Source organism: Frankia sp. Mgl5 (assembly GCF_023242985.1).
GTDB classification, from domain to species: domain Bacteria; phylum Actinomycetota; class Actinomycetes; order Frankiales; family Frankiaceae; genus Parafrankia; species Parafrankia soli.
Map to the genome: position 1 here is coordinate 21,503 of NZ_JALKFY010000637.1, position 26,896 is coordinate 48,398.

Consider the following 26,896-nt stretch of genomic DNA (forward strand, 5'->3'; position numbering starts at 1 on the left):
GTTGCTCAGGCGGCCTCAGCCGCCACCTGGCTCAGATGCTTCCGGCGTCTCAGATGCGTCCGGCACCTGAGGTACCTCGGCCACTTCAGGTACTCAGCGGCTCCGCCGTCGGCGTGGCCGTCGGCGCGACCAGCGAGCGGGCCAGCAGCTGCGAGACGTCGAGCACCTCGACGCTCTCCTTCGCCTCGCCGGCGAGCTTCTTCTCGGTGACGGCGTCGGAGAGCATCACGATGCAGAACGGGCAGGCGGTCGAGACCACGTCGGGATCGAGGCCGAGGGCCTCCTCCATGCGGTCGACGTTGACCCGCTTGCCGATCTTCTCCTCCATCCACATCCGCGCGCCGCCGGCGCCGCAGCAGAAGCCGCGCTCCTTGCAGCGGTGCATCTCCTGGCCGCGGATGCCCGGAATGGCCTCGAGGATCTCCCGGGGCGGGGTGTAGACCTTGTTGTGCCGGCCGAGGAAGCACGGGTCGTGGTAGGTCACCGAGGAGTCGATCGGGGTGATCGGGACGAGCTTGCGCTCCTCGACGAGCTTGCCGAGCAGCTGCGTGTGGTGGACGACCTCGAACGTCCCGCCGAGCGAGGAGTACTCCCGGGCGAGGCTGTTGAAGCAGTGCGGGCAGGTCGCGACGATCTTCTTGACGCCCGTCTCGTTCAACAGCTCGATGTTGGCCTTCGCCATCTCCTGGTAGAGGTACTCGTTGCCGAGGCGGCGCGCCGGGTCACCGGTGCAGGACTCCTGGCTGCCGAGGATGGCGAACTCGACCCCGGCGGTGTGCAGCAGCTCGGCGAAGGAGCGCGCGACTTTCTTGGCCCGGTCCTCGATGGCGCCGGCGCAGCCGACCCAGTAGAGGTACTCGACCTCGTCCGGGATCCGCTCGCCCTCGTCGAGGATGCGCACCTCGAACGGCAGGCCGTCGGTCCACTCGGTGCGCGAGCGCGGCGAGACACCCCACGGGTTGCCGTTGTTCTCCAGGTTGCGCAGCATCACGCCGGCCTCGGACGGGAACGCCGACTCGATCATGACCTGGTAGCGGCGCATGTCGACGATGTGGTCGACGTGCTCGATGTCCACCGGGCACTGCTCGACGCAGGCCCCGCAGTTGGTGCACGACCACAGGACGTCGGGGTCGATGACCCCGCCCTCCTCCGCGGTGCCGACGAGCGGGCGGTCCACCTGGGGCTGACCGGGCTCGGGGACACGGCCGAAGCCGGACTCGGGCACGTGGTGGTGCACCTTGTGCTTGCCGGAGCCGTCCTCGGACGCGCTGGTGGCCGCCTTCGTGGTCTCCTCGGCGCTCTCGCCGTCCTCGGCGCCCTTGGGCGCGAGCAGGTAGGGAGCCTTCGCGAAGAGGTGGTCCCGGAGGTCCATGATCAGGAGCTTGGGCGACAGCGGCTTGCCGGTGTTCCAGGCCGGGCACTGACTCTGGCACCGCCCGCACTCGGTGCAGGTGGAGAAGTCGAGCATGGCCTTCCAGGAGAAGTCCTCGACCTTGCCGACCCCGACGATCGGCTCGTCCTCCTCCATCAGCTTCTCGATGTCGGGCGTGGTGCCCAGCGGGCCGAGCGCGACCGGCTCCCGCTTGAGGATGACGTTGATCGGCGCCAGGCCGATGTGCAGGTGCTTGGAGTAGACCACCAGCACCAGGAAGCCCATGATGATCGCGATGTTGAGGAGCAGGAACACCGTCTCGATGTGTTCGTTGGTGTGCTCCGAGAAGGCATCCAGCGGCAGGCTGACCAGCCAGGACGCGAACGCCCACTTGGTGTCGCCCTGCGGGTGGGTACCCGCGTTGAACTGGGCCCCACGGGTGATCAGCAGGGTCACGATGACCAGCGTGATCATCCCGAGGATGACCCAGGCCGGGCCGATGTGGGAGCCGTAGAACCGGGACTTGCGGTCAAGCCGGGCCGGGGCGTTGCGCAGCCTGATGACCGTGAAGGTGATCAGGCCCGCGAGCACGGCGACCGCGAAGAAGTCCTCGAGGAACCCGATGGCCGCCCAGTGCCCGAACAGCGGGATGTGGAAGTCGTGGTCGAACAGGGCCCCGTACGCCTCGACGATCGTCAGACCGAGGATGGTGAAGCCCCAGAAGGTGAAGGCGTGCGCCAGGCCGGGCACCGACCACTTGAGCAGCTTGCGCTGGCCGCCGACCTCGCTGATCTCGGTCCAGATCCGGGTCGGCAGGTCGTCGAGCCGGCCCTCCGCCGGTTGACCGGACCTGATCAGCCTGGTCAGCCAGAAGACGCGGCGGCCGGCCACCGCGAGAGCGATCAGCGTGATCGCTAGACCGATCGCGATTCTCACAGGTCCTCCATCTGTGCTATCCGGTCAGTGCTGACCGGTGTTGACCGACGACAACCGGTGCTGCCCGGCGACGCGGCGAGCCTACCCGTACCCGCCGGTAACTTCCTGAGCGCGACGGCCGCCCTACCCTTGGCCATCAACGTGGAGCGTTCCGCTGCCACCGTGACCCGCGCGACGGCCATCGGGCCCACTCCGAAGCGCAAGCCTTCCCGTGACCGTACGACCCGCGACGAGCGGAGTGACCAGAGACACGTCACGATCACCGGACACGCATCACTCCCCCTCCGAAAGTCCCACAACGACACCATCCGGGGTGGCTCCCGGTGGCCATCACCTTTAGATCCCCCGCCCCTGGCCCCGAACACCTCCGACACTGCCACGACGTGGTCCGAGTGGGGCGGGATCGGGGACCTATTGGGCTGATCTTGCCCGGCGCGCCGGGAAGCCTGCTACTTTGAGTGGCAGACAACCGCCCGAACCACGACTCTCCGCACCGTCCGTTCTCATCTGGCCACCCCACGAGCCCCAGGTGGGACCACATGGTCCAATCACCGGGTGGCACGTGTTGTGGCACTCCGCCGGCCGGCGGCCTGTTGTTCGTGGATCATCCAGAGCGCTGATGTCAACTCTTGTGATGACCATGAGCCTCCCCGCACCATGGGTGGGTGCCTCGGTCCGGGCGGTCACGGGATCACGCCGTGACCGGGTCGGGCCAGAGGTTTCAGTCGGCCGGCTACAGCGCTGTCGCGACGACGCCCGGCGCGCTCCGGAGAACGGTCTCCAACCACGTTGACGACCCCTGCGATCCATGGTGGGCACGATGGCGACGAGCACCAGGCCGGCGACGCCCCGGGCCGGGCGGCCCGGGTTCTCCCAGCACACGGAATACCTGCGCGCGCGCGAGAACCAGGCGATGGTCCGACGCGACCGCCTGGCGCGCGAGGTGCCGCGCGCGGCCATCCGCGCCGCGGTGGTCGGCATGGGCCTCGGCCTGGTCATCGGGTTCGGGCTCGGGCTACCCGGTCTCGGCGTGGCCGTCTTCGTGGTCCTGCTCATCATCTGGCCCGGTGGCATCGCCGTGGCCGCCTTCGGTGTCTCGCCGGACGTCGAGACGCTGCGCGAGGCGGCCGAGGCCGAGCGCAAGACCGCCCGCGCGATCTCCCGGCTCCGCCGACACGGCTACGTGATCATGCACGACCGGGCCGTCCCCTACTCGCAGGCCACAATCGGGCACCTGCTGATCGGTCCCGGCGGCGTCATGATCCTCGGCAGCGACACCAACAAGGGCATCGTCCGCTACACCAAGGGCGGCGCCATGGTGGATGGCGAGTCGCTCAAGCCCGCGATCGACAAGACGTCCTGGCTCGGCGGCGAGGTGCGCAACCAGGTCCGCGCCGCCCTGCCCACCACGAAGATCCCGGTCTACCCGGTCCTCGTGATGGTCGAGGCGAGCGTCCTGTGGAGCGACGGCGCGCTGGACGGCGTCACGATCATCAGCGTCAAGGACATCGTCAAGTACGTCCGGAGCAAGCCCGGGCGGCTCAACCCCGGGCAGGTCGGGCAGGTCGTCGCCGCCGCCCAGCGGCTCTTCCCGCCGTACTCCTCCAACCGGCTCGCCGAGCACGTCGTCGTCGACCGCGACCAGTGGCTCACCCTCATGGACGCCCTGCGCACGATCCGCGAGCGCGGCGGCGACGCCTCCGAGATGCTCGAGCGCCTCGCCCAGATCGAAGCCGACCTCGGCCGCCAGGCCGATCTCATCGACCGCGCCGGCATGCCCCTCGCCCGGGCCGCCGACCAGCCCGACGGCCCGACCGACGGCCCACCGCCCGCTTCCGGGACGGACACGGCGACCGACGCGATCGGCCTGCTGGACATGGACGGAACAGGCACAGCCAAGTCCCTGGAGGGACCCCCGCGAGCCCGCCCCGGCGAGGGCCGGCGCGGTCGCATCCTGGCCGCCGTCCGCCAGCCACGGGGCAGCGAGTCCATCAGCACGTCGAGCCGGCCCCGCGGGGGCGACGGCCCGACGACGGCAAAGGGCGACCAGCCCCCCGCCCCCGGCGACGACCGCGCCCACCCGCCCTCCGGATCCGGATCCGGATCGTAGGCCCGTCCTGCCGGCGCGCCTCGGGCAGCACAGCGACTCGAAGAACCTGACAGCCCCGCGCCCCCAACCGCCCGCACAGCCCTGATCAGCGCCCCCGGCTCACGCCCGGGACCCCATCCTCAAAGATCACCCCACCGCCCCTCCCGAGCAAAGCGTGGTGGTTGGGTGAGTCCTGGCTATCACTGAGCCGCCACACTTATATCGATCTTGCTCCGAGTCGGCCTCGAGGGCCGTCTCGGCGCCTCACCGCGGCCGCCGGCGCCCACCCCGGGCTTCTGGATCTTGTCAGGCGACGCATGGCGGCCGGGTGAGTCCAGGCTGTCGCTGAACCGCCGCACTTTTCTGGATCTTGCTCCGCCGGGCGCTCCGGGGCTGTCCCGGCGCCTCCTCGCGGCGATCGGCGCCCGCCCTCAGGCCGCGCGCCCCGGAGCCCGGAGCCCCGGAGCCCGAGGCCGCAGGATGCCCGAAGCCCCGAGACTCCAAGGCCCCGGCATACCCGTGACGCCGGATGCCCCGCGACCGCGCGGAAGTCGCGGCGGCACCCGTCCTGCATCAGGAGTGACGTCTCGACCACATAAGGTGATACTTGCGGTGTCCGACCCTGCAAGTCCGTCCGACGGAGCAATATTGAGTGGACAGGACTCAGGTTCGTCTGGTTATCCTAAGAGCGTCCATCCTGAGTCGACCGTACTCAAGTCGGATCCGGGCGCGGGCGCGCGCGACCGGAGCCGGGTAGCAGCGAGAGACAGCAGCGCCACAGCCACACCGCCGCAGTCGCACCACCAACATCCGCACCACCAACATCCGCACCAACGCAGCCGCGCACACGACCGACGCTTCGGCGCAGGACGCAGTCCGGGGCTCACACCAACTAGGGCGTCCCGCCGGTCTCCACCAGGCGGGCCAGCATGATCGAGAGGCATACAGACATGGCACGAGCGGTCGGTATCGACCTCGGCACCACGAACTCCGTCGTGAGCGTGCTCGAGGGTGGAGAGCCCACGGTGATCGCCAATGCCGAGGGTTCCCGGACGACTCCGTCAGTCGTGGCCTTCGCGAAGAACGGCGAGGTGCTCGTCGGCGAGGTCGCCAAGCGGCAGGCCGTGACGAACGTCGAGCGGACCATTCGGTCGGTCAAGCGTCACATGGGCACCGACTGGAAGATGACGGTGGACTCCAAGGAGTTCACCCCCCAGGAGATCAGCGCCCGCATCCTGCAGAAGCTCAAGCGGGATGCCGAGGCATACCTGGGTGAGTCGGTGTCCGACGCCGTCATCACCGTCCCGGCCTACTTCGACGACGCCCAGCGGCAGGCGACCACGGAGGCCGGCACCATCGCCGGTCTGAACGTCCTGCGCATCGTCAACGAGCCCACCGCTGCGGCGCTGGCCTACGGGCTGGACAAGGGTGAGAAGGAGCAGACCATCCTGGTCTTCGACCTCGGTGGCGGCACGTTCGACGTGTCCCTGCTCGAGATCGGTGACGGCGTGGTCGAGGTCAAGTCCACCTCCGGCGACACCCAGCTCGGTGGTGACGACTGGGACCAGCGCATCACCGACCACCTGATCAAGACCTTCAACGGCCAGCACGGTGTCGACCTCGGCAAGGACAAGATGGCGCTGCAGCGCCTGCGCGAGGCCGCGGAGAAGGCCAAGATCGAGCTGTCGCAGTCCACCCAGACCTCGATCAACCTGCCGTACATCACCGCGTCGGCCGAGGGCCCGTTGCACCTGGACGTCTCGCTGTCCCGGGCGGAGCTCCAGCGGATGACGCAGGACCTGATCGACCGCTGCAAGGGCCCGTTCCAGCAGGCCGTCAAGGACGCCGGCATCAAGATCAGCGACGTCGACCACGTCGTGCTCGTCGGCGGTTCGACCCGGATGCCCGCCGTCGTGGACCTCGTCCGCGAGCTGACCGGCGGCAAGGAGCCGAACAAGGGCGTCAACCCGGACGAGGTCGTCGCGGTCGGCGCGTCCCTGCAGGCCGGTGTCCTCAAGGGTGAGGTCAAGGACGTCCTGCTGCTCGACGTCACCCCGCTGTCCCTGGGTATCGAGACCAAGGGCGGCATCATGACCAAGCTGATCGAGCGGAACACGACGATCCCGACGAAGCGCTCGGAGATCTTCACCACCGCCGAGGACAGCCAGCCCTCCGTGCAGATCCAGGTCTTCCAGGGCGAGCGCGAGATGGCGGCCTACAACAAGAAGCTCGGCATGTTCGAGCTGACCGGCCTGCCCCCGGCCCCCCGCGGCATGCCGCAGATCGAGGTCACCTTCGACATCGACGCCAACGGCATCGTGCACGTGTCCGCGAAGGACCTGGGCACCGGCAAGGAGCAGTCGATGACGATCACCGGCGGCTCGGCGCTGCCGAAGGACGACATCAACCGCATGGTGCAGGACGCCGAGCAGTACGCCGAGGAGGACCGCCAGCGCCGGGAGGAGGCCGAGACCCGCAACCGCGCCGAGTCCCTCGTGTACTCGACGGAGCGGTTCCTGGCCGAGAACGGCGACAAGATCGAGGCCGGCGTGAAGTCCGACGTCGAGGAGAAGCTCAGCACGCTGCGCGGCGCGGTCGGCGGCACGGACATCGCCGCGATCCGCGAGGCGGCGGACGAGCTGACCAAGGCCAGCCAGGCCATGGGCGAGTCGATGTACGCCCAGGCCGCGGGCGCGCAGGGTGCCCCGGGCGCTCCCGGAGCCGGGGCGGGCCAGGCCGACGACGACGTGGTGGACGCCGAGATCGTCGACGAGGAGGACAAGAAGTGACCTCTGCCCACGGCGAGCACCGGCTGGACGACAGCCGGGCCGGCGGGGACGGCGGCCCGGAGGAGCCCATCGTCAAGGACAGGCGGCGCATCGACCCGGAGACCGGCCAGGTCCGTGGGACCGCCGCCGGTGCGGCCGCCCCCGGCACCGAGCCCCTGGGCTCGGCCGGGGCGGGCCCGGCCGACGCCGACTCCGAGCTGGTCGCGTCGCTGCGCGGCCAGCTGGGCGAGCGGACCGCCGACCTGCAGCGACTCAAGGCCGAGTTCGACAACTACCGCCGGCGCGCCGCGCGCGAGCGCGACGCCGCCGGTGACCAGGCCGTCTCCAAGCTGCTCGGCGGGCTGCTCGGGGTGCTCGACGACATCGGCCGCGCCCGCGACCACGGTGATCTCGAGGGGCCGTTCAAGGCCATCGCCGAGTCGCTGGAGACCGCGCTGGAGTCGACGGGCCTGGAGCGGTTCGGCGCGCCGGGCGAGGTGTTCGACCCGCACCTGCACCACGCCCTGATGCACTCGTACCGGTCGGACGTCGCCGAGACGACCTGCGTGGAGATCTTCCGGGCGGGTTACCGCCGGGGGGACTTCGTGCTCCGGGCCGCGCAGGTCGCGGTCGCGGAACCGTCCGACGACGGCGGTGACCAGCCGTACGACGACGGGCCGGGCGAGGGCATCTCGGACCGGGTGACCGAGGTCGGCCTCGGTGGCGGGCATGACGCCGCCGAGGGTCAGCCGGCCGCCGGCGCGTCTCCCGGAAGGGAGAACGCTCCCCTGCCGGACGACACCGGCAGTGTTCCGGGTCCGGACCGCGGGGGACCGACCGTCAGCGCCGACTGAAGAGATGGCCTACTGAACCATGCCGATGGACCGTTCGCGTGCCTCCCGCCCGGTGCTCAGCGCCGGGCGGGACGGCTCGTTCCGACCTGACCGGCGGCCGGCTGGCCCTCGGCGCCCGGATGCTCCCGATGCCCGCGCGCCGGGCTCTTTCATGACGGAAGGAGGGGCGCCGTGAGTGTTCGCGACATGGTTGAGAAGGACTACTACGCCGCTCTCGGTGTCCCCAAGGACGCGTCCGCGGCCGACATCAAGAAGGCGTACCGCAAGCTCGCCCGGGAGCTGCACCCGGACAAGAACCCCGGGGACGTGAAGGCGGAGGCACGCTTCAAGGAGGTGTCCGAGGCCTACGACGTCCTCTCCGACGAGAACCGTCGGCGAGAGTACGACGAGGCCCGGGCGCTGTTCGCCTCCGGCTCCTACCCGGGTGCGGGTGGGCGCGGCGGCGGCATGGGCGGGTTCGGGACGCCGGGCGGTTACAGCCCGGGTGCCGGGAACCTGAACCTCGACGACCTGCTCAACGGCAACGGCGGCGGCGGGCTCGGCGGGATCTTCGACAATCTCTTCCAGCGGTCACCGACCGGGCGCGCCCCGCGCCGCGGCACGGACATCGCGGCGGAGGTGACCATCTCGTTCGAGAAGTCGCTGACCGGCCTCGAGGCGACGGTGCGGCTGCCCGGGGCCGCCACCTGCGCCACCTGCGCCGGCATCGGGGCCCGCCCCGGGACGTCCCCCCGGACGTGCCCGGTCTGCCGGGGCCTCGGCGTGATCTCCCGGTCTCAGGGCGGGTTCGCGCTGTCCGAGCCGTGCCGCGACTGCCTGGGCAAGGGCAGCCTGATCGACCACCCCTGCCCCGACTGCCACGGCACCGGCCGCCGCGAGCGCGAGCAGCGCATCCGCATCCCGGCCGGGGTCAGCGACGGTCAGCGCCTGCGGGTACGCGGGCGCGGCTCGCCCGGCGAGCGCGGCGGCGCTGCCGGTGACCTCGAGGTCACCGTGCACGTGCAGAGCCATCCCGTGTTCGGGCGGGAGGGCCACAACCTGACGATCAACCTGCCGGTGACGATCACCGAGGCGGCCCTGGGCGCCTCGGTGAAGGTACCGACGATCGACGGCACCCCGCTGACGGTCAAGGTTCCGGCCGGCACCTCGAGCGGACGGCGGCTGCGTGCCCGCAACCGGGGCGTCCCGCGCCCCGGCGGGGAGAACGGTGACCTCATCGTGACGCTCGAGGTGACCGTTCCCAAGCCGTCCGAGCTCTCACCGAAGGCGCGCACCGCGCTCCAGGAGTTCGCGCGGGCGCATCCCGAGGACCCTCGTGAATCCCTGATAGCCCAGATGGAGGGACGGGCATGAACGCGCGTCCGAACCGTACGTCCGATCCGCCGCGCTCCCCGCGCGGCGCGGGGGCAGGCCCCGGAACGAGGGCTGCCGGGCCGGCGGTGGGCGGGGGCCCCGCCGGCATGGGGCCGCCGTCTCCCGGCAGAAACAGCCCCATGAACGGGAGTGGCACGGTGCACGACCCCGGTGCCACCTATTACCAGCCGCCCGGCCCCGCGGCCGGCCCGGCGCACGACGACGACGCCCCGGTGTACGTGATCTCCATCGCGGCGCAGCTCGCCGGGATGCATCCCCAGACACTGCGGTCGTACGACCGGCTCGGGCTGGTGACCCCCGGCCGTACGGCGGGCCGCGGCCGGCGCTACTCCGCCCGTGACGTCGCCCTGCTGCGCGAGGTCCAGCGCCTCTCCCAGGAGGAGGGCGTCAACCTCGAGGGCATCCGGCAGATTCTGCACCTTGGTGCCCAGGTGGTCGCGTTGCAGGCGCAGGTCCGTCAGCTGGCGGAGGAGCTCGCCGAGGCCCGGGCCGACGCGGACCGCCGGGTGGCCGAGGCCCATGCCAGCCACCGGCGCGACCTCGTCCCCATCGAGCGAGGCGCGGTCGTCGTCTGGCGACCGGGCCATCGCCGCTGACCCCGACCCCACCAGACACAGAGTCCGAAGACCAGGTCCGAAGCCCGGTCCGATGCCGACGACAAGTCGGACACGAGTGCCGGTACCGGGCGCCGGTACCGGGCCGGGCAGCGACGCGGCGTCGGTACCCGGACCGGCGCCGCGGTCGCCGGGCAGCTCATCCGGGCGCGGGCCTCGGACCCGTCCGCGTCTCCACAACAACGACACCCCGGCATCTGAAAGCCGGCCATACCGACGCATGTCCAGCAAGTTGAGTGGGAATGACTCAGGTATGCTGAGCGTTGTAGCCGGTGGACGCGGTTCCACGCGATGTCGCGATCACCGAACCGCGAGATCGCGTGGGACCAGTGACTGAAGACCGCACGACATCGGATCGCCTCGAGACACAGGGATCGCCATGAACGCTGACCGTCTCACCGCCCGCTCGCAGGGGGCTCTGTCCTCCGCGATCAGCCGTGCCACCGGCGACGGATCGCCGCTCGTCGACCCGCTGCACCTGCTGACCGCCCTGCTCGAGGCGCCCGACGGTGTCGGTGCCGCCCTGCTGGAGGCCGTCGGCGCCCCGGCGGCGGACATCCGCTCCCGGGCGGAGGCCGCGGTGGGCCGGCTCCCCCGCGCCGCCGGGGCCAACGTGGCGCCGCCGCAGCTGTCCCGGCAGCTCGTCGCCGTCCTGAACAACGCCGAGCGCCAGGCCGCCCGGCTCGGCGACGAGTACACCTCGGTCGAGCACCTGGTCGTGGCGCTCGCGGAGGAGGGCGGGGAGGCCTCGCGCCTGCTCGCCGAGGCGGGCGCGACCCCGGACGCCCTGCGCGGCGCGTTCGACCGCGTCCGCGGCGGCGCCCGCCGCGTCACCAGCAGGGATCCCGAGGGTGCCTACCGGGCGCTCGAGAAGTACTCCATCGACCTCACCGCCCGTGCCCGCGACGGCAAGCTCGACCCGGTGATCGGCCGCGACACCGAGATCCGCCGGGTCGTGCAGGTGCTCTCCCGGCGCACGAAGAACAACCCCGTCCTGATCGGCGACCCCGGCGTCGGCAAGACGGCGATCGTCGAGGGGCTCGCGCTGCGGGTGGCCGCGGGCGACGTCCCGGAGTCGCTGCGCGGCCGGCGGATCGTCTCGCTCGACCTCGGCTCGATGGTCGCCGGCTCCAAGCTGCGCGGTGAGTTCGAGGAGCGGCTGACCTCGGTGCTCACCGAGATCCGCGAGGCCGAGGGCCAGATCATCACCTTCATCGACGAACTGCACACCGTCGTCGGCGCCGGCGCGGCCGAGGGCGCGATGGACGCCGGCAACATGCTCAAGCCGATGCTCGCCCGCGGTGAGCTGCGCATGATCGGCGCGACCACGCTGGACGAGTACCGCACCCGCATCGAGAAGGACCCGGCGCTGGAGCGCCGCTTCCAGCCCGTCATGGTCGGGGAGCCGTCCGTGGAGGACACGATCGGCATCCTGCGCGGGCTCAAGGAGCGTTACGAGGTTCACCACGGGGTGCGGATCACCGACTCGGCGCTGGTGGCCGCGGCCACCCTGTCCGACCGGTACGTCACCGCCCGGTTCCTCCCCGACAAGGCGATCGACCTGATGGATGAGGCGGCGTCCCGGCTACGGATGGAGATCGACAGCCGGCCGGTCGCCGTCGACGAGCTCGAGCGGGCCGTGCGCCGTCTCGAGATCGAGGACATGGCGCTGTCGAAGGAGAACGACGACGCGTCCCGGGAACGGCGCGACCGGCTGCAGCGCGAGCTGGCGGAGAAGCGCGAGGAGCTCTCCGCGCTGACCGCGCGGTGGCAGCGGGAGAAGAACTCCATCTCCGAGGTCCAGAAGATCAAGGAGGAGCTGGAGAACGCCCGCCGCGCCGCCGAGATGGCCGAGCGCGACCTCGACCTCGCCAAGGCCGGTGAGCTGCGGTACGGAACGATCCCGACGCTGGAGAAGCGGCTCGCCGAGGCGACCGGCGCGCTCGCCGGATCGGACTCGCCCGGCGGGGCGATGCTCAGCGAGGAGGTCGGTCCCGACGACGTCGCCGAGGTCGTCGCGTCGTGGACGGGCATCCCCGCCGGTCGCATGCTCGAGGGCGAGACGAGCAAGCTCCTGCGCATGGAGACGGAGCTGCACCGTCGCGTGATCGGGCAGGACGAGGCCGTGCGCACCGTGGCGGACGCCGTCCGCCGCGCGCGGGCCGGCATCGCCGACCCGGACCGGCCGACCGGGTCGTTCCTCTTCCTCGGGCCGACGGGTGTGGGCAAGACGGAGCTGGCCAAGGCGCTCGCCGACTTCCTGTTCGACGACGAGCGGGCGGTCGTGCGCATCGACATGAGCGAGTACGCCGAGAAGCACTCGGTGGCGCGGCTGATCGGCGCGCCTCCCGGCTACGTCGGCTTCGAGTCCGGCGGCCAGCTCACCGAGGCGATCCGGCGCCGCCCGTACAGCGTGATCCTGCTCGACGAGGTCGAGAAGGCGCACCCGGACGTCTTCGACGTGCTGCTCGCCGTGCTCGACGACGGCCGGCTGACCGACGGCCAGGGCCGCACGGTCGACTTCCGGAACACCATCCTGATCCTGACCTCGAACCTGGGGTCGGTCTACATCGCCGACCCGACTCTGCCCCCGCAGGTCCGCCACGATTCGGTGATGGTCGCCGTGCGCGACGCCTTCAAGCCGGAGTTCCTGAACCGGCTCGACGACGTGCTGGTCTTCGAGCAGCTCGGCCGGGACGATCTGACGAAGATCGTCGACATCCAGATCGACCGGCTGCGCAGGCGGCTGGCCGACCGCCGGATCTCCCTCGAGGTGACCGACGCCGCCAAGGTCTGGCTCGCGGACTCCGGCTACGACCCGGTGTACGGGGCGCGGCCGCTGCGCCGCCTGGTGCAGACCTCGATCGGCGACCAGCTCGCCCGCGAGCTGCTGGCCGGCCAGATCAGGGACGGCGACGGGGTCGTGGTCGACGTGGACGGGCAGCGCTCGGCGCTGAGCGTCCACTCCGCGGCCCGTGCGCAGGCCATCTGAGCACGCGCGGCCGGGGCTGGCCGGGGCCGGTCGGCCCCGGCCGGTGCCGGGCCGTCACTGGGCGGCGATCTTGCGTTCCACCTGGCCGGTCAGCGTGGCGAGCAGGGCCGGATCCGCCGGCTGGAACGGCGTGACCAGAGTGATCGTCCCCTCCGCCCGACCGGTGAGGATCATGATCAGGTCGACGTAGGTGCGGAAGCTCTGCTGCTGCGCGGTGACGGTGTCGATGGTGACCGTGATCCGGTCGGTCGCCCCGGGCGGCGGCGGTACCGTCTCCGTGCCGATCAGGGTGGCCCCGAGCTCGTCGGAGTCGAGCTCGTCGACGAGGGCCCGCCCGTAGCACCCGGCGAAGCGGTCGAGCCGGACGATCTCCCGATGCCCCGCGACGGTGGCGGTGTCCGCGTAGACCGACGCGAAGGAGCGGAGATCCGCCCCGCTGGTGTCGTGGGTGAAGACGGGGCCGTCGGCGTCACCGGTCGACGAGGCGCCGATCTGCGCGTCGGTCGCCTCGGCGCACGTCGCCACCGCGCCGTCGAACATCGACGACGGTGCGCTGCCGACCGAGTTGGGGCCACTCGCCGGCTGCGGCGGGTCCTGGCTGAATCCCGTGGTCTCCGGGCCGGCGGTGAGCACGAAGTCCGCCGCCGTCAGCGGCGACGGCGCTGGTGACGGCGTCCGCCGGCCGCCCGCGCCGTTCGCGCCGTTGGTCCCGCCCCGGTTGACGTCCTCGACGCCGACGTTGGCCTCGGTCGAGTCGCTGCGCCGGTCCGCCTCGCGGGCCCGGGTGGAGCTCCCGCCGGTACAGGCGGTCGCGACGACGAGCAGCGCCAGCAGGCCGACGCCGGCCCGCAGAGCCATCAACATCCCGGGAATCCACGGCCGCCGGCCGGGGGCTCCCGCACGCGGTATTTCCGTTGATTTCATCGCTCTCACAACAAGAATGGTACGTCGGGTCATCGCCACGGATAACCCGTTAATACTGTCCATCCAACGACAAGAAACCCCGCCCCGACCGCCGACGAATGGCTATCCGTATACAGAGTTTCGTATCGTGCAGCGTTGACGTCCACCGGCGACGACCCCCGCGAACCACGAGCGGTGACCATCAGGCACCGAGCGGTCGGTGGTGCGCGGCACCACGGCCTAGAGTTGGCGGATGATTTCACCCGGTCCGGGCCTGGCCGTCTCCGCCGAGGTCTCGGCGGCGCTGACTGCCGGCCGGCCGGTGGTCGCCCTGGAGTCGACGCTGATCGCCCATGGCCTGCCGCGCCCGCGCAACCGCGCGGTCGCCGTGGAACTGGAGGAGATGCTGCGCGAGCGCGGCGTCACCCCCGCGACGGTCGCAGTGATCGACGGAGTGCCCACCATCGGCCTGGACGACGCCACGCTCAGCCGCGTCGCCGACGACCCGGCAGTGGCCAAGGCGTCCGTGCGCGACCTGCCCGCCGCCGCCGCACTGAGGCGCACCTGCGCAACCACGGTCGCGTCCACGTCGATGCTGGCCGCCCGTGCGGGCATCCGGGTGTTCGCGACGGGTGGGCTCGGCGGCGTGCACCGCGGGGCGGGCGAGTCCTTCGACGAGTCCGCCGACCTGCCGACGCTGGGCGGCACCCCGATCACCGTCGTCAGCGCCGGCGTCAAGTCGATCCTGGACGTCGGCGCGACCCTCGAGCGGATGGAGACCCTCGGGATCACGCTGCTGGGCTGGCGCACCTCGGAGTTCCCGGGTTTCTACCTCCCGGGCTCCGGCCACCGTCTGGACTGGCGGGTGGACGACGCCCGGCAGGTGGCCGGCACCATGGCGGCCCGCGACCGCCTCGGGCTGACGTCCGCGATCGTGGTCGCGAACCCGGTGCCGCGCGAGCAGGCGCTCGACCCCGGCGTCCATGACCGGGTGCTCGCCGAGGCGCTGCGCCGCGCCGAGGCGGGTGGGCTGCGCGGGAAGGCCGTCACGCCGTTCCTGCTGGAGACCTTCCACACCGAGACCGCCGGCGCGAGCCTGGAAGTGAATGTCGCCGTAGTACGGAGCAATGTGGCGGTCGCGGCCGAGATCGCGACCGCCTGGGCCGCCGGCTGACCACCTGGGCCAGCCACGGGATTGCTGGATCTGGAGCTTTCCGGAAATCTGGTCGGCGATACGCTGCAGATGGACCTGCGGCGGGGTGTTGTCGACGTTCACGTAGTTGACCAAAACCTCGACCTGCCCCTCGAAGAAGAAGACGTTGTCCAGAACCAGGCCCACGGTCTCGCCGCCGGCCGTCACACCCATGGAAATGCGCAGTAGCCCGCTCGCCCCCGCGGGCGGGGCCGGAGACTCGGCGGCGACGATCTCGACCGTGGCCCCGCTGCCGGTGTCGGCGTCGAACTCCGCCTGCATTGTCTGGCCGAAGCATTCGGCGAACCGCGGATTGTTCAGGATCTCCAGGTCGGCGGCGACCTTTTCCTCAGTCACGATCTGCGCTGAGGACGGCATCGTCACGAGCTCGTCGACGTCGCTGGTGAAGTCCGGGCCGTCGGCGGTGTCCAGGTGCTCGTCGCTGAACTGCTCGGCGGGTATGCCGAGGCACTGCGCCACCTGGACCATGGCCAGGTCGTCGGAGTTCGACTGCGGGTCCGCGGGCGAGTCGGTGAACCCGGCCGTGATCGCGCCCTCGGTGAGCACGTAGTCCTCGGCTCGCAGCGTGGGCTCGGCCGGGGTCCGGGAGACGACCGATGCCTGGGACGGGCCGGGCGGCGCGGAGGTCGCCGCGGGCACGAGCCCGCCGCGCCGCTCCCGCTGCTCTGGCACGAGGCCACGATCCCGAATTCCGCACGCCCATCGTTGAACCCCCAAGAATGGCGGCCCGAGTCGATTAGTCGGACCGTGAATTCCGCGTCATTGCGGTTGCCCGGCGCATTGGCGGCCCCATCAACGATGCCGCATAAATACGACTGCGGACACCATGATTTCTGTCGTCGTAGGGACAGCCGGCGGCCAGTCGGGGAGCTTGGTACCCCCCTTGACATGGCCGGGCGTTTCCACCATTCGCACCGCATCAACCGTTCGCACCCCGTCAAAGGCGGTGCGCGACCGATCGGACACGCGACCGATCAGACGCGGAGCGTCTCGGCCGCGAGCGACAGGCGATGTACGTCGTAGCTGGGTGGGCGTCCGAAGCTCCGAGCTGGCAGCATCAGGAGGGATACCGGCGGGACACGGGAGGAGGACACGCCTGATGGGCCTGCCGCGTCCCAGTGCCACGCTCCGCACGCGGCGGTTCCGCTGGGCGGTCGTCCTGGTGTGGCTGCTGATCGGCGTCGCCGTCAGCCCGCTCGCGTTGATGCTCACCGACGCCGAGACCAACGACGCGGCCGCCTTTCTCCCCGAGGGCGCCGAGTCGACCCGTCTGCTGGAGGCCCAGCGGCAGCTCCCCGGCGGTGACGCCGTGCCGGCGGTGGTCGTCCTGGCCCGTGACGGCGGCCTGACCAAGGCCGACCTGGACGTCGCGACGACGTTGCGCACCGATCTCGCCGGTTTCGCGGCGACGACGATCCCGGGAGTGATCCCCGCTCCGGATCATCGCGCGGTGATCATCACCGTCCCGATGCCGCAGACCACGGACGCCGACCGTTTCACCGCCGACGTGGCGCGCATGCGGACGATCGCCAAGCAGGCCGCCGCCGTGGAACCAGGCCTGGATTCCGCGGTCACCGGGCCCGCGGGCCTGGTCTCCGACACCTACGACGTGTTCGTGAAGATCGAGGGCGCGCTGCTGCTCGTGACCGCGTCGATCGTGGCCGTGATCCTGCTCGCGGTCTACCGAAGTCCGTTCCTGTGGGTCGTGCCGCTGCTGTCCGTCGGCATCGCCGACCAGACCGCGGCCGGACTGATCTACCTTCTCGCCGAGCACGCCGGGCTCACGGTGAACGGCCAGAGCGCCGGCATGCTGCGGGTGCTCGTCTTCGGCGCCGGCACCGACTACGCGCTGCTGCTCATCTCCCGCTACCGCGAGGAGCTGACCCGGCACGCCGAGCCGGCCACCGCGATGCTGGTCGCGCTGCGCCGGGCCGGCCCGGCGATCCTGGCGTCGGCGGGCACAGTGATCATCGGCATGCTGTGCCTGCTGCTGGGCGAGCTGAACTCGCACCGCGGGCTGGGCCCGGTCTGCGCGATCGGGATCGCGGTCGCGCTGGTCACCATGCTCACGCTGCTGCCGGCGGCGATGGTGGTCGGCGGGCGACGGCTGTTCTGGCCGTTCGTGCCACGTCTGGGCCAGGCGGAGCGGTCGGTGGAGGCCGGCGCGTGGGCGCGCGCCGGCGCCGTGATCGGGCGCCGCCCGCGGACGGTCTGGGTCACCACCGTGGCCGTGCTGGGCGCGCTCGTCATCGGCATGCTCGTCCTGCCCGGCGTCCTGCGCCAGGACCAGGCCTTCCGCGACAACGTCGAGTCGGTCCAGGGCCAGCGTCTGGCCGAGCGGAGCTTCCCGCCGGGCGTCACCGCGCCCACGTTCGTGGTGGCGAACAGCGCGCGCGCCGATGCCGTGGCCGAGGCGGTCCGCGCGACTCCCGGCGTGGCCGCGGCGGCGGAGAGCGGGCGGACGTCCGAGCTCGTCCAGTTCCTGGTCGTGCTCGACGCGCCGCCGGACAGTCCCGAGTCGTTCCGGACGGTGGAGAAGCTGCGCACGACCGTGCACGCGCTGCCCGGCGCCGACGCCCTCGTCGGCGGCAACACCGCCGTCAACCTGGACGTCCGGGACGCGGCCGTGCGGGACCGCGAGCTGATCATTCCGGTCGTGCTCGTCGTGGTGCTGCTCATCCTCGGGCTGCTGCTGCGTTCCGTCGTCGCGCCGCTGCTGCTCATGGGCACGGTCGTGCTGTCGTTCTTCGCCGCCCTCGGCGCGAGCGCGCTGGTCTACCGCTACGTCTTCGACTTCCCCGGCATCGATCCGGCGCTGCCGCTGATCGGTTTCATCTTTCTGGTGGCGCTCGGCGTCGACTACAACATCTTCCTGATGACCCGGGTGAAGGAGGAGACCGAGCGCACCGGGCACGCCGCCGGTGTCCGCCGTGGCCTCGCGGTGACGGGCGGGGTCATCACCTCGGCCGGGGTCGTGCTCGCCGCCACGTTCGCCGTGCTGCTCATCTTCCCGCTGGTCCAGCTCGCCGAGGTCGGTTTCCTGGTCGCCTTCGGCGTTCTGCTCGACACGCTTGTGGTCCGCTCGGTGCTCGTGCCGGCGCTCGCGCTGGACGTCGGCCCCGTCGTGTGGTGGCCCAGCCACCCGGAACGCGCCCGGCCCCCCGGCCCAGTCACCGGCCAGCTCACCGGCCACGAGACGCTCGCTGACTTCGGAGCGCTCGGTGTTCCCCTGAGCGCGATGGAGCCCGCGGCTGGCATGACCGGGGCTGGCGTGGCCGGGGCCGACGAGGCCGCGACAGGCGGCGACCCGACGGGTGAGAACGGGCGGACCGCGCAGGACACACCGGCCACGGACGACGAGGTGGGGGTCACCGCGAGCCGGCGGGCCACGAACCGGTAAACAAGCCGCGGGCACCCCAGGGGGTGGGGCCACCGGGCCCGGACAACGGCCCGGTGGTGGTTCCGACGTGGCCGTCGCGCCGCGAAACGGCTCAGTGTGCCACGCGCAAGACCTTATGGTTGCGAGATGCACACAGCTCCGGCCGATACCCCTGGCCCGGGGTGGAGCTCCCATTCCTGGCGGATCGACCCCGGTGGCTGGCGGGGCCTGTCACCGCAGCTGCGCCGCCTGCGCCGGCTGCTGCTGCTGATCGGCGCCATCCCGGTGATCGTGCTGGTCAGCCTGATCGGCGGGGCGTTCCTGGGGCTGCCCGGGCTGGCGGTGGGGGCCGTGCCGACCGCGGCCACCGTGTGGGGCTGGCGCTCGATCGGCCGGGCCTGGAGCGCCTGGCGCTACGCCGAGCGCGAGGACGACCTCCTGATCAGCCACGGCACCTTCGTCCGGAGGCTGGTCGTCGTCCCCTACGGCCGCATGCAACTGGTGGACGTCACCGCCGGGCCGCTGGCGCAGCGGTTCGGCATCGCGCAGGTGCGGCTGCACACCGCCGCGGCCACCACGGACGCCGTGATCCCCGGACTGTCACCGGTCGAGGCGGCCCGGCTGCGGGATTCGCTGACCGAGCGCGGCGAGGCCCAGGCGGCCGTCCTGTGACCAGGAACGTCCGGTGAGCGGGGCAGGGCTCGCGGGCACGGCAGGGCCAGCGACCAGGGCCGCGTTATGACGAGAGCCGAGCCGGAGCCGTCTGTCGAGGACGCGGCTCCGCCGCTCCAGCCGCCGCCCGCCGGTGCGGAGCCGGACGACGGCTACCACCATCTTCATCCGCTCACGCCACTGCTGCGCGGTTGGCTGCTGGTGGCGGCGGTCGCCGTCAGTATTCTGAAGAACTTCGCCGAGGAACTGACGGTTCGCAGTGTCACGCTCACCCTCTCCGCGCTGCTGCCCGCGGCCTCGGCATACGGCTACTGCGCCTGGCGGTTCACCCGTTACCGCGTGGAAGCCGAGGATCTGCGGCTGGAGACCGGCCTGCTGATCAAGCGTATCCGGCATGTGCGGCTCGACCGCATCCAGTCGGTGGACGTCGCCCAGCCGCTGATCGCCCGGGCGACCGGGCTCGCCGTGCTGCGGCTGGACCTCGCCGGCACGCACGACGGGGACGCGGAGGAATCCGGCACGAGGCTCAGCTACCTCTCGCTCGAACGCGCGAGGCTGCTGCGGGCGGAGCTGCTCGCCCGCGCAGCCGGCGTGGCGCCCGGAGCCGGAGAGGCACCCGAACGCCCGCTCGCGTACGTTCCGCCGCTGCGCCTGGCAGCCGCGATCACGCTCTCCCCCGCACCGTGGCTGGCACTCGGCGCGGCCTTCATCCTGGTCACCCCGGCCCTGCTCACCGGCACCTTCGCCGGGTTCATCGCGGTCGCGCCCGCGCTGGTCGGAGTGTGGCGGACGACCTTCGACCGCTTCGCGACCAGCTTCCGGTTCACGGTGTCGGAATCGCCGGACGGCCTGCGCATCCGCGGCGGCCTGCTCGACCGCGCCCATCACACCGTGCCGCACGGCCGGGTCCAGGCGGTGAGCCTGCGCGGCTCGCCGCTGTGGCGCTGGCTCGGCTGGGTGGAGCTCCAGATCAACGTCGCCGGCGACGCCCGGAGCATGCTGCTGCCCGTCGCCCCCCGCGGGCAGGCCGTGAACGTGATCGAACGGCTGCTGCCGGCCGTGGACGTCGACGGCATGGCGCTGCCGCGCCCGCCGGGCCGGGCCCGGCTGATCGCGCCGGTCCGGTGGCGCCGGATGCGCTGCGGCGCGGACGACCGGGTGTTCGTCGTCCGCGGCGGAGTGCTGTGGCAGCGCACCGACATCATTCCGCACGGCAAGGTGCAGAGCATCCGGGTCGTGCAGCACCCGGCCCATCGCCTGCTGCGCCTCGCGGACGTCCACCTCGACTGCGCGGGCGGCCCCGTGCGGATCCACGCCCGGCTGCTGGACGTCCGCCAGGCACACGCGATCGCGGCCGCGCAGGCCGAACGCTCCCGGCTCAGCCGGGTCGCCGCCGTGCCGATCGTGACCGGCTCGCCGGCCTGGACGCCGCTGCGCCCCCTGTCCGGGGCACGCGACCCCGACGCGGTGCACTGAGCCACCGGCCGGCCACCGGCCAGGCGCCGCCGGTGATCAGCGGGCCCGGCGGGCCGACGTCACCCGAAGGTCGGGAACTCCGGGCCGAAGACGGTGCCCCACAGGCTGACGGCCTCCTCGTGGTCCCCGGCGCGCTCGGCCGCGACCGCCTTGGCCGAGTAGGTGCGTGCCTGGCGGACGAAGGCGCCAAGATCCTCGAGGTCGTCCTGGCGAAGGTAGCTGGACAGGTCACCGCGGATGTCGGACGGATCGCCGACCACGAGGCCGACCTCGTCCATGTGCCGGAACACCTCGGCGAGGCCCTGGCGCGTGTTGAGACCGCGGCCCGCGAGCACCTGCCCCGCGAGCGCCTCGATGTGGAACGAGCGCAGGTGGCTGCCGCACACCCGGTTCCACGCCTTGAGCAGCCGGACCGCCGAGATGACCCGCGGGCCGAGGTCCATCGTCCAGCTCGCGTGCCGCTCCGGCCGGGTCGGCAGCCAGCCGCCCACCCTGTCCGGGATGACGTAGCCGGCGCGGGGGTGGTCGAAGGCCGGCACGAGGTGGACGTCCGGCGCGGCGTCGTAGACGATGCGCAGCGCCTGGCCGCGGGTGCCGATCGTCTGCACCCGGTCGCCACCGATGGCGTTGCGGACGCAGACGAGCAGGTCGCGAGAATCCCACCGGAAGCGCTTCCACGCGCTGTTCGCCGCGCTGAAGACCACGAAGATGTCCACCTCGTCGAGCGGACGGATCATCGTGTCGCGCCCGGCGGACCCGATCGTGGCCACGCCCACCAGGGGCAGCGCGCAGCGCGGCGGGAAGATCGACCGCAGTGCCCGCTCCGCCTCCGCCCGTCGGTCGTCGATCACCGCGCGGTCGTCGTCACCGAGCCGGACCATGTCGTCCAGCTTGGCGAAGGCGCGGGCAGTCGTGCCGACCAGCAGCGGACCGGTCATCGGGCCGGTCATCGGATTGATCGGAGACGCGCCGGTCACGGCGGGCCCGGGCGGCGGTGCCGTCGCCTGCTCGCCCGCGGGGAACAGCGGGTTCGGCTCCCCCGGCCCGGGCCCCGCCGGCCGCCGCCAGTGCGGCGGAATGATCAGATGGTCGTACGTGACCTCGCTCGACCGTGTTCCGGTAGGAACTTCCCGACGGGCATCCACGCTCATCGTGCAGACCTCCCAGGGCGCAGGTGACGCCGGACGTGCGGGCTCCCTCCCCATTGCGACGCGCCGCCCGCGGCCCGTCGCAGATGCCCCCGCCGGGGCCGGGCGGGCCGGCTACCGGTTGCGACATCGGTTCCTATGGTGCCCCAGGACGTCACGATCTGAACAGGGGGCCGCGGTGTCGGCGTGTCCGGCCCGGCCCCGCCGTCTCACGGAACCATGAAAAACCTGTGTCGGATAGCCGACACCCCAGCCTCCGGGGGCTCTCAGAAATACCACCCCCGGGGGGTGAGGGAAAGAGGGTGACCAGGGCCGATGGCACGTTCGGGCGATCGGCCGCTGGACAGCGGGCGCCTGGAGCGTCAATGCCCGGGGCCGCGCCACCGGCTCGCGCCGCGGCGCCCGCGGACACCCAGGCCACTCGACACGCCGACGATGTTAACTCTAAGTAACGATGTATGCCGGGTCACGCGGCGATCGTCAGACCACTGCCAGGCCATCCCGGGCTGCCCGCCGAGGCCCGGCCATTCCGGATGTCCCCCACTGCCAGGTCATCCGCGGCATTCAGGTGACTGGCCGACCATCCGTGACATCCGGGGCGGGGCAGCCGACGGCGTCAGCCGGGCGGCGGGCGGATCCACAGCCGACGGCGTTCGGTGAGCAGCACGCCGGTGGGCACGAACGCCGTCGACTGGGCGAGCCGCTTCGCGGCGGTGTCCCCGACGCGGACCCTCGTCCCGACCAGAACCCCCCGGTACTCCAGCCAGCTTGCGACGGCCCGGACAGCCTCCGCGGCGTACCCGTCGCGCCGGTGGGCGGCGCTCACCCGGACGCCGACCGCGGCCCGGGCGGCATGCATGTCGGCGGCGAGCAGACCGAGCGCCGTGCCGTCGTCCGCACGCAGCACCCAGGTCAGGATTCCCCGGCCGGCACCGATCCTGCGCCGCAGCTCCCGGCGGACACCCGTCGGGTCCGTGGCGACCGAGTCGGCCGGCGTGGAATCGGCCGGCGCGGAGTCGACCGCGCCGCCGAACAGCTCGCCGGCCGCCAGCCGGACAGGCGCGCCGTGGTTGGCGGCGACCATCGCCTGCGCGAGCTCCTCGGCGACGAACCCGGCGTTCCAGACGGTGAGGGGGAGTGCGCGCAGCCGCGCGGTGGTGAGGGTTGGACCCTCACCCACGGCGGGCCGGCTCCGGGACCCCCAGCAGGCCCCGGTCGCGCAGCCAGGAACCCGTCCGCCGCATGCCCTCGTCGAGGTCGACCTCGCCCCGCCAGCCGACGAGCGCGGCGATCCGGTCCCCGGAGACCGTGCCGCGCCTGGTGACGTCCTGGATCGTCAGCGGGCCGAGGTCGACCCGGACACGCGGGTCCACGTTGGCCATGAGGGCCGCGCCGATCCCGCGCAGCAGGCCCGGACGGCCCCCCGCGGACGCCGACTGCCGGCTCGGCAGCCGGTCGACGGCGTCGACGACCTCGCACAGCCGCGCAGGCACGGACCGGGGCGCCCGCACCTGCGCCATCGCGGCGTACCGCCCGAAGAATTCGGCCACCGTCGCCGGGCCCGGACCGGTCACGTGCAGCACCTGGCCGGTCACCACCTCGCCCGGGGCGGCCGCGACGGCCATCACCGCGCTCACCACGTCGTCGACGTGGACGGGGCTCAGCATGCCGCGCCCGCCGTCGACGAGGACGAACCGGCCGGCCCGCATCAGCAGCACGGGCCACAGCGTCCAGCGGCCGGCGCGCGGGCCGTAGGCGTCGGCGATCCGCAGCACGGTGACGGGGGCCCCGTGGGCGGCGGCCGCGCTGACGGTCTGTTCGGCGGCGGCGATCGCGTCGGCGCGCGGCTCGCCGGTGAGGCCGACCGGCGCGGACTCGTCGGCCGCGTGCGGTGCGTCGTCGCCGAGCGCGCTCACGCAGGACAGGTGGACCACGCGGCGGACACCAGCGCGCTGGGCCGCGTCGAGCACCGTCGCGGTCCCGCCGAGCAGCACCCTGCGCATCTGCGCGGTGGTGACGCCGCTGGGCGGGGTTGCCCGGCCGGCCCGCACCGGCGCCAGCTCCCCGACTCCGCCCATGCCCACGGCGGCGGCGTGCACGAGCAGGTCAGCGCCCTCGAGCGCCTTCTCCCAGCTCCCGGACGTCGTGACGTCGGCCAGGGTGACGCCCGGCGCGCGCCGCACGTCGAGCCCGATGACCTCGTCACCGCGCCGGCGGAGCTCATGCGCCACGGCGCCGCCGAGGAATCCGGCCGCGCCGGTGACCACCGACCGCACCACGCTCGCCCTCCCTCACCCGCTTCGCGGCCAGCCGGCCGGCGCCGACCCACGCACACCGGCGGCTGGTTACCCGACCCGGCCCGTTCCGGACCAGACGATACGTGATCTTTTGGTGTCCGCTCTGCCGGCGGAGTCGGCCGGCCTGAGCATGATGGCGAGCGATAGTACCGGGCCCGATGAGGGCGCCTGGTTCTGGGCCGGCGCGGGCCGCCGTCCGGGCCGCCGTCCGGGACCCTCCGGAGCGGTTTCGAGACGCCACCCGAAGGCCACAGAAAAGGGTCAGCAAAAGACCACCGGCGGGATGGGTCGCCCGATTGGTGCCGCTACGGCGAGCCGAAATCCTGGACCCAGTAGGTGCCGTAGTCACCTCCGGTGGCGAACCCGACACCGATCTGGCTGAGCGAACAGTTCAGGATGTTCGCCCGGTGGCCGGGGCTCGCCATCCAGTCCGCGACGACGTCGGCCGGGGTCCGCTGGCCGGCCGCGATGTTCTCCGCCGCGATCGAGAAGACGTAGCCCGCCGCCGCGATCCGGTCGAAGGGCGACCGCCCGTCCCGGCCGGTGTGGTCGAAGTAGTTCCGGGCCGCCATGTCCGCGCTGTGCTCCTGGGCCGAAGCCGCCAGGCGGGCGTCGACCGTGAGGGCCGGGCAGCCCGCGGCCGAGCGCTGGGCATTGGTCCGTGTGACGACCTCCTCGATCAGCGCGGCCGTCGCCGCCGACCCGGCACCGCCGCCCGCGCCGGTCGGGGTCCCGGCGAGCCGGGCGCCGGAGGCGACGGGGGCCGGTGCCGGCCCGGCCACCGTGCCCGCCGCGGTGCTCGCGCCCGCCGCCGGCTCGGCGCCCGACGGCGAACCGGCGCCCGTCGGGGAGCCGGACACTCCCGCGGAGGCCGACCCGGCAGGGCCGGCCGGCGTACCCCGGGGCGTGCCGTCGCCCGGATCGGCGGCGGCCGCTGACCGCGGCGCGGCTCCGCCCGGAGCCGTCTGGTCCGCCCCGGGCGGGAGGAGGTTCGCGACGGGCACCCGGCCGGTGCGGACCAGCGGGGCGTGCGTCGCGCGGAAGATCACCTCGGACAGGGTGTAGTCGCCGTTCGGCAGCTGCCGGGTGTCGATGCTTGCCTCGAACGGCTCGCCCATCGCCCACCGGGTCACGTTCACGGGGCCCGAGAGCAGGTAGAGGACCCAGGGCTCGCCCGGTGCCGAGCCCGGTTGCCCGTCGGCGGCCATGATCGCGAGCAGTGCGGGATCGGCCCGCAGCACCAGCACACCGCTCACCGGCCCCCGGTCGGCCGGCCACACCGGATCGGCGGGCGACCCGCCGTACCCGGCCAGGGCGCCCCGCCCGCTCCGCGACGCGCTGCCAGGCGGTGCGCCGACGGCATCCGTGCCCGCGGTGTGATCCGCGGTGCCCGCACCGGTCCCGCCCGCGACAACCCTGTTGGCCCCGGAGAGGCCATGGCCCGCCGCGCTCGACATCGAGGGGACCTCGCCCGAGGCTGCCACGAGCCCGAGCGTGACCAGCGTCAGCGCCACCAGCCCCGCGGCGGCGCGCAGCCCGCCCGCCCGCCTGGGCGTGGGACGTCTTCGGTGCCGCCGACCACGGACCACGTCCTGGACCGGGCCCGCGGGGCCGGCCGGGTCCGCGGCGCGCGAACTCCGCGCACGCCGGGCCGGCCGCGCACGCGAGCTCGGTAGCGCATGCGAGCCCGGCCGTACACGCAAGCCCGGACCGGACGGCGCAGCCCGGTCACGTTCAGGACGCTCTGAGTACATTCGGACCCTCTGTGTGATCGGCTTGCCGGCCGCTCGCTCACCCGAAGAGACTAGCGATCTGTAGCCGTAGGGGTCCGGCCGGGCCAGGACGAACCCACCGACCAGGCATATAAGGGGTCAGTCCGAGGTGGTCCCGTCGCCGGGATCTCCCGGGACCCGCTCAGTGCGGGCTGGTCCCGCTGGAGCCGCCCAGGCCCCGCGGCCGCGCTACCCGCCGGCGGAACAGCTCACCGACCGCCCCCGCCAGGACGGACACGACGATGACCACCAGCGCGATCCACAGCGCCGCGTCCCGCAGGCCCGGGATCGAGGCGGCCTCGTAGCCCAGCAGGGTCAGGCCCGTCCCCCAGACGACGGCACCGATGACCACTGCCACGCCGAACCGGTGCCGCGGCATCGCCACCGCGCCCGCCAGCACCGGAGCGAACGTCCGCGCCCAGGGGACGAACCTGGCCGCGATCAGGGTCACCGCGCCGAACCGACGGTAGAACTCCTCGGTTCGGCCGAGTGCCCGCGCGTGTCGGCGTTCCAGGTAGGGCCGGCCCAGGTGGCTGCCGGTGGCATAGCCCACCACAGCGCCGGCGCTGGCCACCACCGCGACACCGACCGCGACCACGACGATTGACACGTCCGCGGCCGGATCCGCGGCGACCAGACCGGCGGCGAACAGGATGGTGTCCCCTGGAAGCCAGAAGCCGACCAGGATCCCGCTCTCCGCAAATATCACCGCGAAGAGGATGACGTAGAGGGTCATCCCGGCGAAGGACCCTAGGACATCTCCAGGGTCGCCTAGCAGGGGGAGACTCGTGACCTCAGACATGCCACCCACAATCGCATCCAGCGGCGGCGTACAGGGCTCGGCGGGCCCGCCCGACAGGGGGATCATGACCCGCACCGACCCGCCCAACCCGCCGCCCGGCCCCGCCAGGCCGCCGCTCACCGACGCCGAGCACCAGGCCCTCACCGAGCACCTCGCCGACGTCGCCGGGGGCGCGAACCTCGCCCTCGTCGCGCTATCGCGCACCGTCGGCCAGCCGCCGCGGATCAGCCGCGCG

The 26,896-nt window shown here is 72.4% G+C and carries 19 protein-coding genes; 12 read left to right on the top strand and 7 right to left on the bottom strand.

Annotated features, from left to right (window positions below):
• Nucleotides 1-85 precede the first annotated feature (85 nt).
• Nucleotides 86-2,308: a (Fe-S)-binding protein gene (locus MXD62_RS19160; protein WP_248830887.1), complete on the bottom strand. Its 2,223-nt coding sequence runs from the start codon at nucleotides 2,306-2,308 to the stop codon at nucleotides 86-88.
• 820 nt (nucleotides 2,309-3,128) lie between these two features.
• Here MXD62_RS19160 and MXD62_RS19165 point away from each other — a divergent pair.
• The 6 genes from MXD62_RS19165 (at nucleotide 3,129) to clpB (ending at nucleotide 12,999) form a co-directional block, all read left to right on the top strand.
• The gene (locus MXD62_RS19165) at nucleotides 3,129-4,418 is read left to right on the top strand and encodes a nuclease-related domain-containing protein (RefSeq protein ID WP_248830888.1); all 1,290 of its coding nucleotides are present in this window, start codon (nucleotides 3,129-3,131) and stop codon (nucleotides 4,416-4,418) included.
• A 929-nt stretch (nucleotides 4,419-5,347) separates the two neighbouring features.
• Nucleotides 5,348-7,186, top strand: a complete 1,839-nt coding sequence (dnaK, locus tag MXD62_RS19170) for a molecular chaperone DnaK (protein WP_012157677.1) — start codon at nucleotides 5,348-5,350, stop codon at nucleotides 7,184-7,186.
• Nucleotides 7,183-8,019, top strand: coding sequence for a nucleotide exchange factor GrpE (grpE, locus tag MXD62_RS19175; RefSeq protein WP_248830889.1), 837 nt, complete (start codon nucleotides 7,183-7,185; stop codon nucleotides 8,017-8,019). Before dnaK ends, grpE begins: the two co-directional genes overlap by 4 nt.
• 171 nt (nucleotides 8,020-8,190) lie before the next feature.
• Nucleotides 8,191-9,372, top strand: coding sequence for a molecular chaperone DnaJ (dnaJ, locus tag MXD62_RS19180; protein WP_248830890.1), 1,182 nt, complete (start codon nucleotides 8,191-8,193; stop codon nucleotides 9,370-9,372).
• The gene (locus tag MXD62_RS19185) at nucleotides 9,369-9,989 is read left to right on the top strand and encodes a heat shock protein transcriptional repressor HspR (RefSeq protein WP_285224121.1); all 621 of its coding nucleotides are present in this window, start codon (nucleotides 9,369-9,371) and stop codon (nucleotides 9,987-9,989) included. The genes dnaJ and MXD62_RS19185 overlap by 4 nt, the downstream gene beginning before the upstream one ends.
• A 397-nt stretch (nucleotides 9,990-10,386) precedes the next feature.
• Nucleotides 10,387-12,999 (top strand): ATP-dependent chaperone ClpB, encoded by a 2,613-nt coding sequence (gene clpB, locus MXD62_RS19190; protein ID WP_248830891.1) that lies wholly within the window; start codon nucleotides 10,387-10,389, stop codon nucleotides 12,997-12,999.
• 54 nt (nucleotides 13,000-13,053) lie between these two features.
• On the opposite strand, the gene MXD62_RS19195 is transcribed toward clpB, so the two are convergent.
• Nucleotides 13,054-13,863 (bottom strand): hypothetical protein, encoded by an 810-nt coding sequence (locus MXD62_RS19195; protein WP_248830892.1) that lies wholly within the window; start codon nucleotides 13,861-13,863, stop codon nucleotides 13,054-13,056.
• 292 nt (nucleotides 13,864-14,155) lie between these two features.
• On the opposite strand from MXD62_RS19195, the gene MXD62_RS19200 reads away from it, so the two are divergent.
• The 6 genes from MXD62_RS19200 to MXD62_RS19225 all read left to right on the top strand — a co-directional run bounded on the left by MXD62_RS19200 (nucleotide 14,156) and on the right by MXD62_RS19225 (nucleotide 20,642).
• Nucleotides 14,156-15,076 carry a pseudouridine-5'-phosphate glycosidase gene (locus tag MXD62_RS19200; RefSeq protein WP_248830893.1) on the top strand — a complete coding sequence of 307 codons (921 nt, stop codon included), beginning with the start codon at nucleotides 14,156-14,158 and terminating at the stop codon, nucleotides 15,074-15,076.
• A gap of 21 nt (nucleotides 15,077-15,097) precedes the next feature.
• Nucleotides 15,098-15,283 carry a hypothetical protein gene (locus tag MXD62_RS19205; RefSeq protein ID WP_248830894.1) on the top strand — a complete coding sequence of 62 codons (186 nt, stop codon included), beginning with the start codon at nucleotides 15,098-15,100 and terminating at the stop codon, nucleotides 15,281-15,283.
• Nucleotides 15,267-15,665, top strand: coding sequence for a hypothetical protein (locus tag MXD62_RS19210; protein WP_248830895.1), 399 nt, complete (start codon nucleotides 15,267-15,269; stop codon nucleotides 15,663-15,665). The genes MXD62_RS19205 and MXD62_RS19210 overlap by 17 nt, the downstream gene beginning before the upstream one ends.
• Nucleotides 15,666-16,214: 549 nt before the next feature.
• Nucleotides 16,215-18,515, top strand: coding sequence for an MMPL family transporter (locus tag MXD62_RS19215; RefSeq protein WP_248830896.1), 2,301 nt, complete (start codon nucleotides 16,215-16,217; stop codon nucleotides 18,513-18,515).
• 126 nt (nucleotides 18,516-18,641) lie between these two features.
• Nucleotides 18,642-19,166, top strand: coding sequence for a PH domain-containing protein (locus MXD62_RS19220; RefSeq protein ID WP_012157668.1), 525 nt, complete (start codon nucleotides 18,642-18,644; stop codon nucleotides 19,164-19,166).
• Nucleotides 19,167-19,232: 66 nt separating this feature from the next.
• On the top strand, nucleotides 19,233-20,642 hold the full coding sequence (locus MXD62_RS19225) for a PH domain-containing protein (RefSeq protein WP_248830897.1): 1,410 nt from the start codon (nucleotides 19,233-19,235) through the stop codon (nucleotides 20,640-20,642).
• Between the two features lie 59 nt (nucleotides 20,643-20,701).
• Here the strand turns inward: MXD62_RS19225 and MXD62_RS19230 are convergent, their stop codons facing one another.
• The 5 genes from MXD62_RS19230 to MXD62_RS19250 form a co-directional block, all read right to left on the bottom strand.
• Nucleotides 20,702-21,793 carry a nucleotidyltransferase gene (locus MXD62_RS19230; RefSeq protein ID WP_012157666.1) on the bottom strand — a complete coding sequence of 364 codons (1,092 nt, stop codon included), beginning with the start codon at nucleotides 21,791-21,793 and terminating at the stop codon, nucleotides 20,702-20,704.
• Nucleotides 21,794-22,406: 613 nt separating this feature from the next.
• A complete protein-coding gene (locus MXD62_RS19235) occupies nucleotides 22,407-22,970 on the bottom strand; it encodes a GNAT family N-acetyltransferase (RefSeq protein WP_071060837.1) in 564 nt (187 codons plus the stop codon).
• The gene (locus tag MXD62_RS19240; RefSeq protein WP_248830898.1) at nucleotides 22,963-24,069 is read right to left on the bottom strand and encodes an NAD(P)-dependent oxidoreductase; all 1,107 of its coding nucleotides are present in this window, start codon (nucleotides 24,067-24,069) and stop codon (nucleotides 22,963-22,965) included. The genes MXD62_RS19235 and MXD62_RS19240 overlap by 8 nt, the downstream gene beginning before the upstream one ends.
• Before the next feature lie 323 nt (nucleotides 24,070-24,392).
• On the bottom strand, nucleotides 24,393-25,676 hold the full coding sequence (locus MXD62_RS19245; RefSeq protein ID WP_248830899.1) for a CAP domain-containing protein: 1,284 nt from the start codon (nucleotides 25,674-25,676) through the stop codon (nucleotides 24,393-24,395).
• A gap of 325 nt (nucleotides 25,677-26,001) precedes the next feature.
• Nucleotides 26,002-26,661 (bottom strand): VTT domain-containing protein, encoded by a 660-nt coding sequence (locus MXD62_RS19250; protein WP_248830900.1) that lies wholly within the window; start codon nucleotides 26,659-26,661, stop codon nucleotides 26,002-26,004.
• Nucleotides 26,662-26,896 lie beyond the last annotated feature (235 nt).

What these genes read in the sequence shown, in the direction of transcription:
- MXD62_RS19165 (WP_248830888.1), top strand. Translation starts at nt 3,129, where the DNA reads ATGGCGACGAGCACCAGGCCGGCGACGCCCCGGGCCGGGCGGCCCGGG.
- dnaK (WP_012157677.1), top strand. Translation starts at nt 5,348, where the DNA reads ATGGCACGAGCGGTCGGTATCGACCTCGGCACCACGAACTCCGTCGTG.
- MXD62_RS19185 (WP_285224121.1), top strand. Translation starts at nt 9,369, where the DNA reads ATGAACGCGCGTCCGAACCGTACGTCCGATCCGCCGCGCTCCCCGCGC.
- clpB (WP_248830891.1), top strand. Translation starts at nt 10,387, where the DNA reads ATGAACGCTGACCGTCTCACCGCCCGCTCGCAGGGGGCTCTGTCCTCC.
- MXD62_RS19195 (WP_248830892.1), bottom strand. Translation starts at nt 13,863, where the DNA reads ATGTTGATGGCTCTGCGGGCCGGCGTCGGCCTGCTGGCGCTGCTCGTC.
- MXD62_RS19200 (WP_248830893.1), top strand. Translation starts at nt 14,156, where the DNA reads ATGATTTCACCCGGTCCGGGCCTGGCCGTCTCCGCCGAGGTCTCGGCG.
- MXD62_RS19210 (WP_248830895.1), top strand. Translation starts at nt 15,267, where the DNA reads ATGGAAATGCGCAGTAGCCCGCTCGCCCCCGCGGGCGGGGCCGGAGAC.
- MXD62_RS19215 (WP_248830896.1), top strand. Translation starts at nt 16,215, where the DNA reads ATGGGCCTGCCGCGTCCCAGTGCCACGCTCCGCACGCGGCGGTTCCGC.
- MXD62_RS19220 (WP_012157668.1), top strand. Translation starts at nt 18,642, where the DNA reads ATGCACACAGCTCCGGCCGATACCCCTGGCCCGGGGTGGAGCTCCCAT.
- MXD62_RS19225 (WP_248830897.1), top strand. Translation starts at nt 19,233, where the DNA reads ATGACGAGAGCCGAGCCGGAGCCGTCTGTCGAGGACGCGGCTCCGCCG.
- MXD62_RS19230 (WP_012157666.1), bottom strand. Translation starts at nt 21,793, where the DNA reads ATGAGCGTGGATGCCCGTCGGGAAGTTCCTACCGGAACACGGTCGAGC.
- MXD62_RS19250 (WP_248830900.1), bottom strand. Translation starts at nt 26,661, where the DNA reads ATGTCTGAGGTCACGAGTCTCCCCCTGCTAGGCGACCCTGGAGATGTC.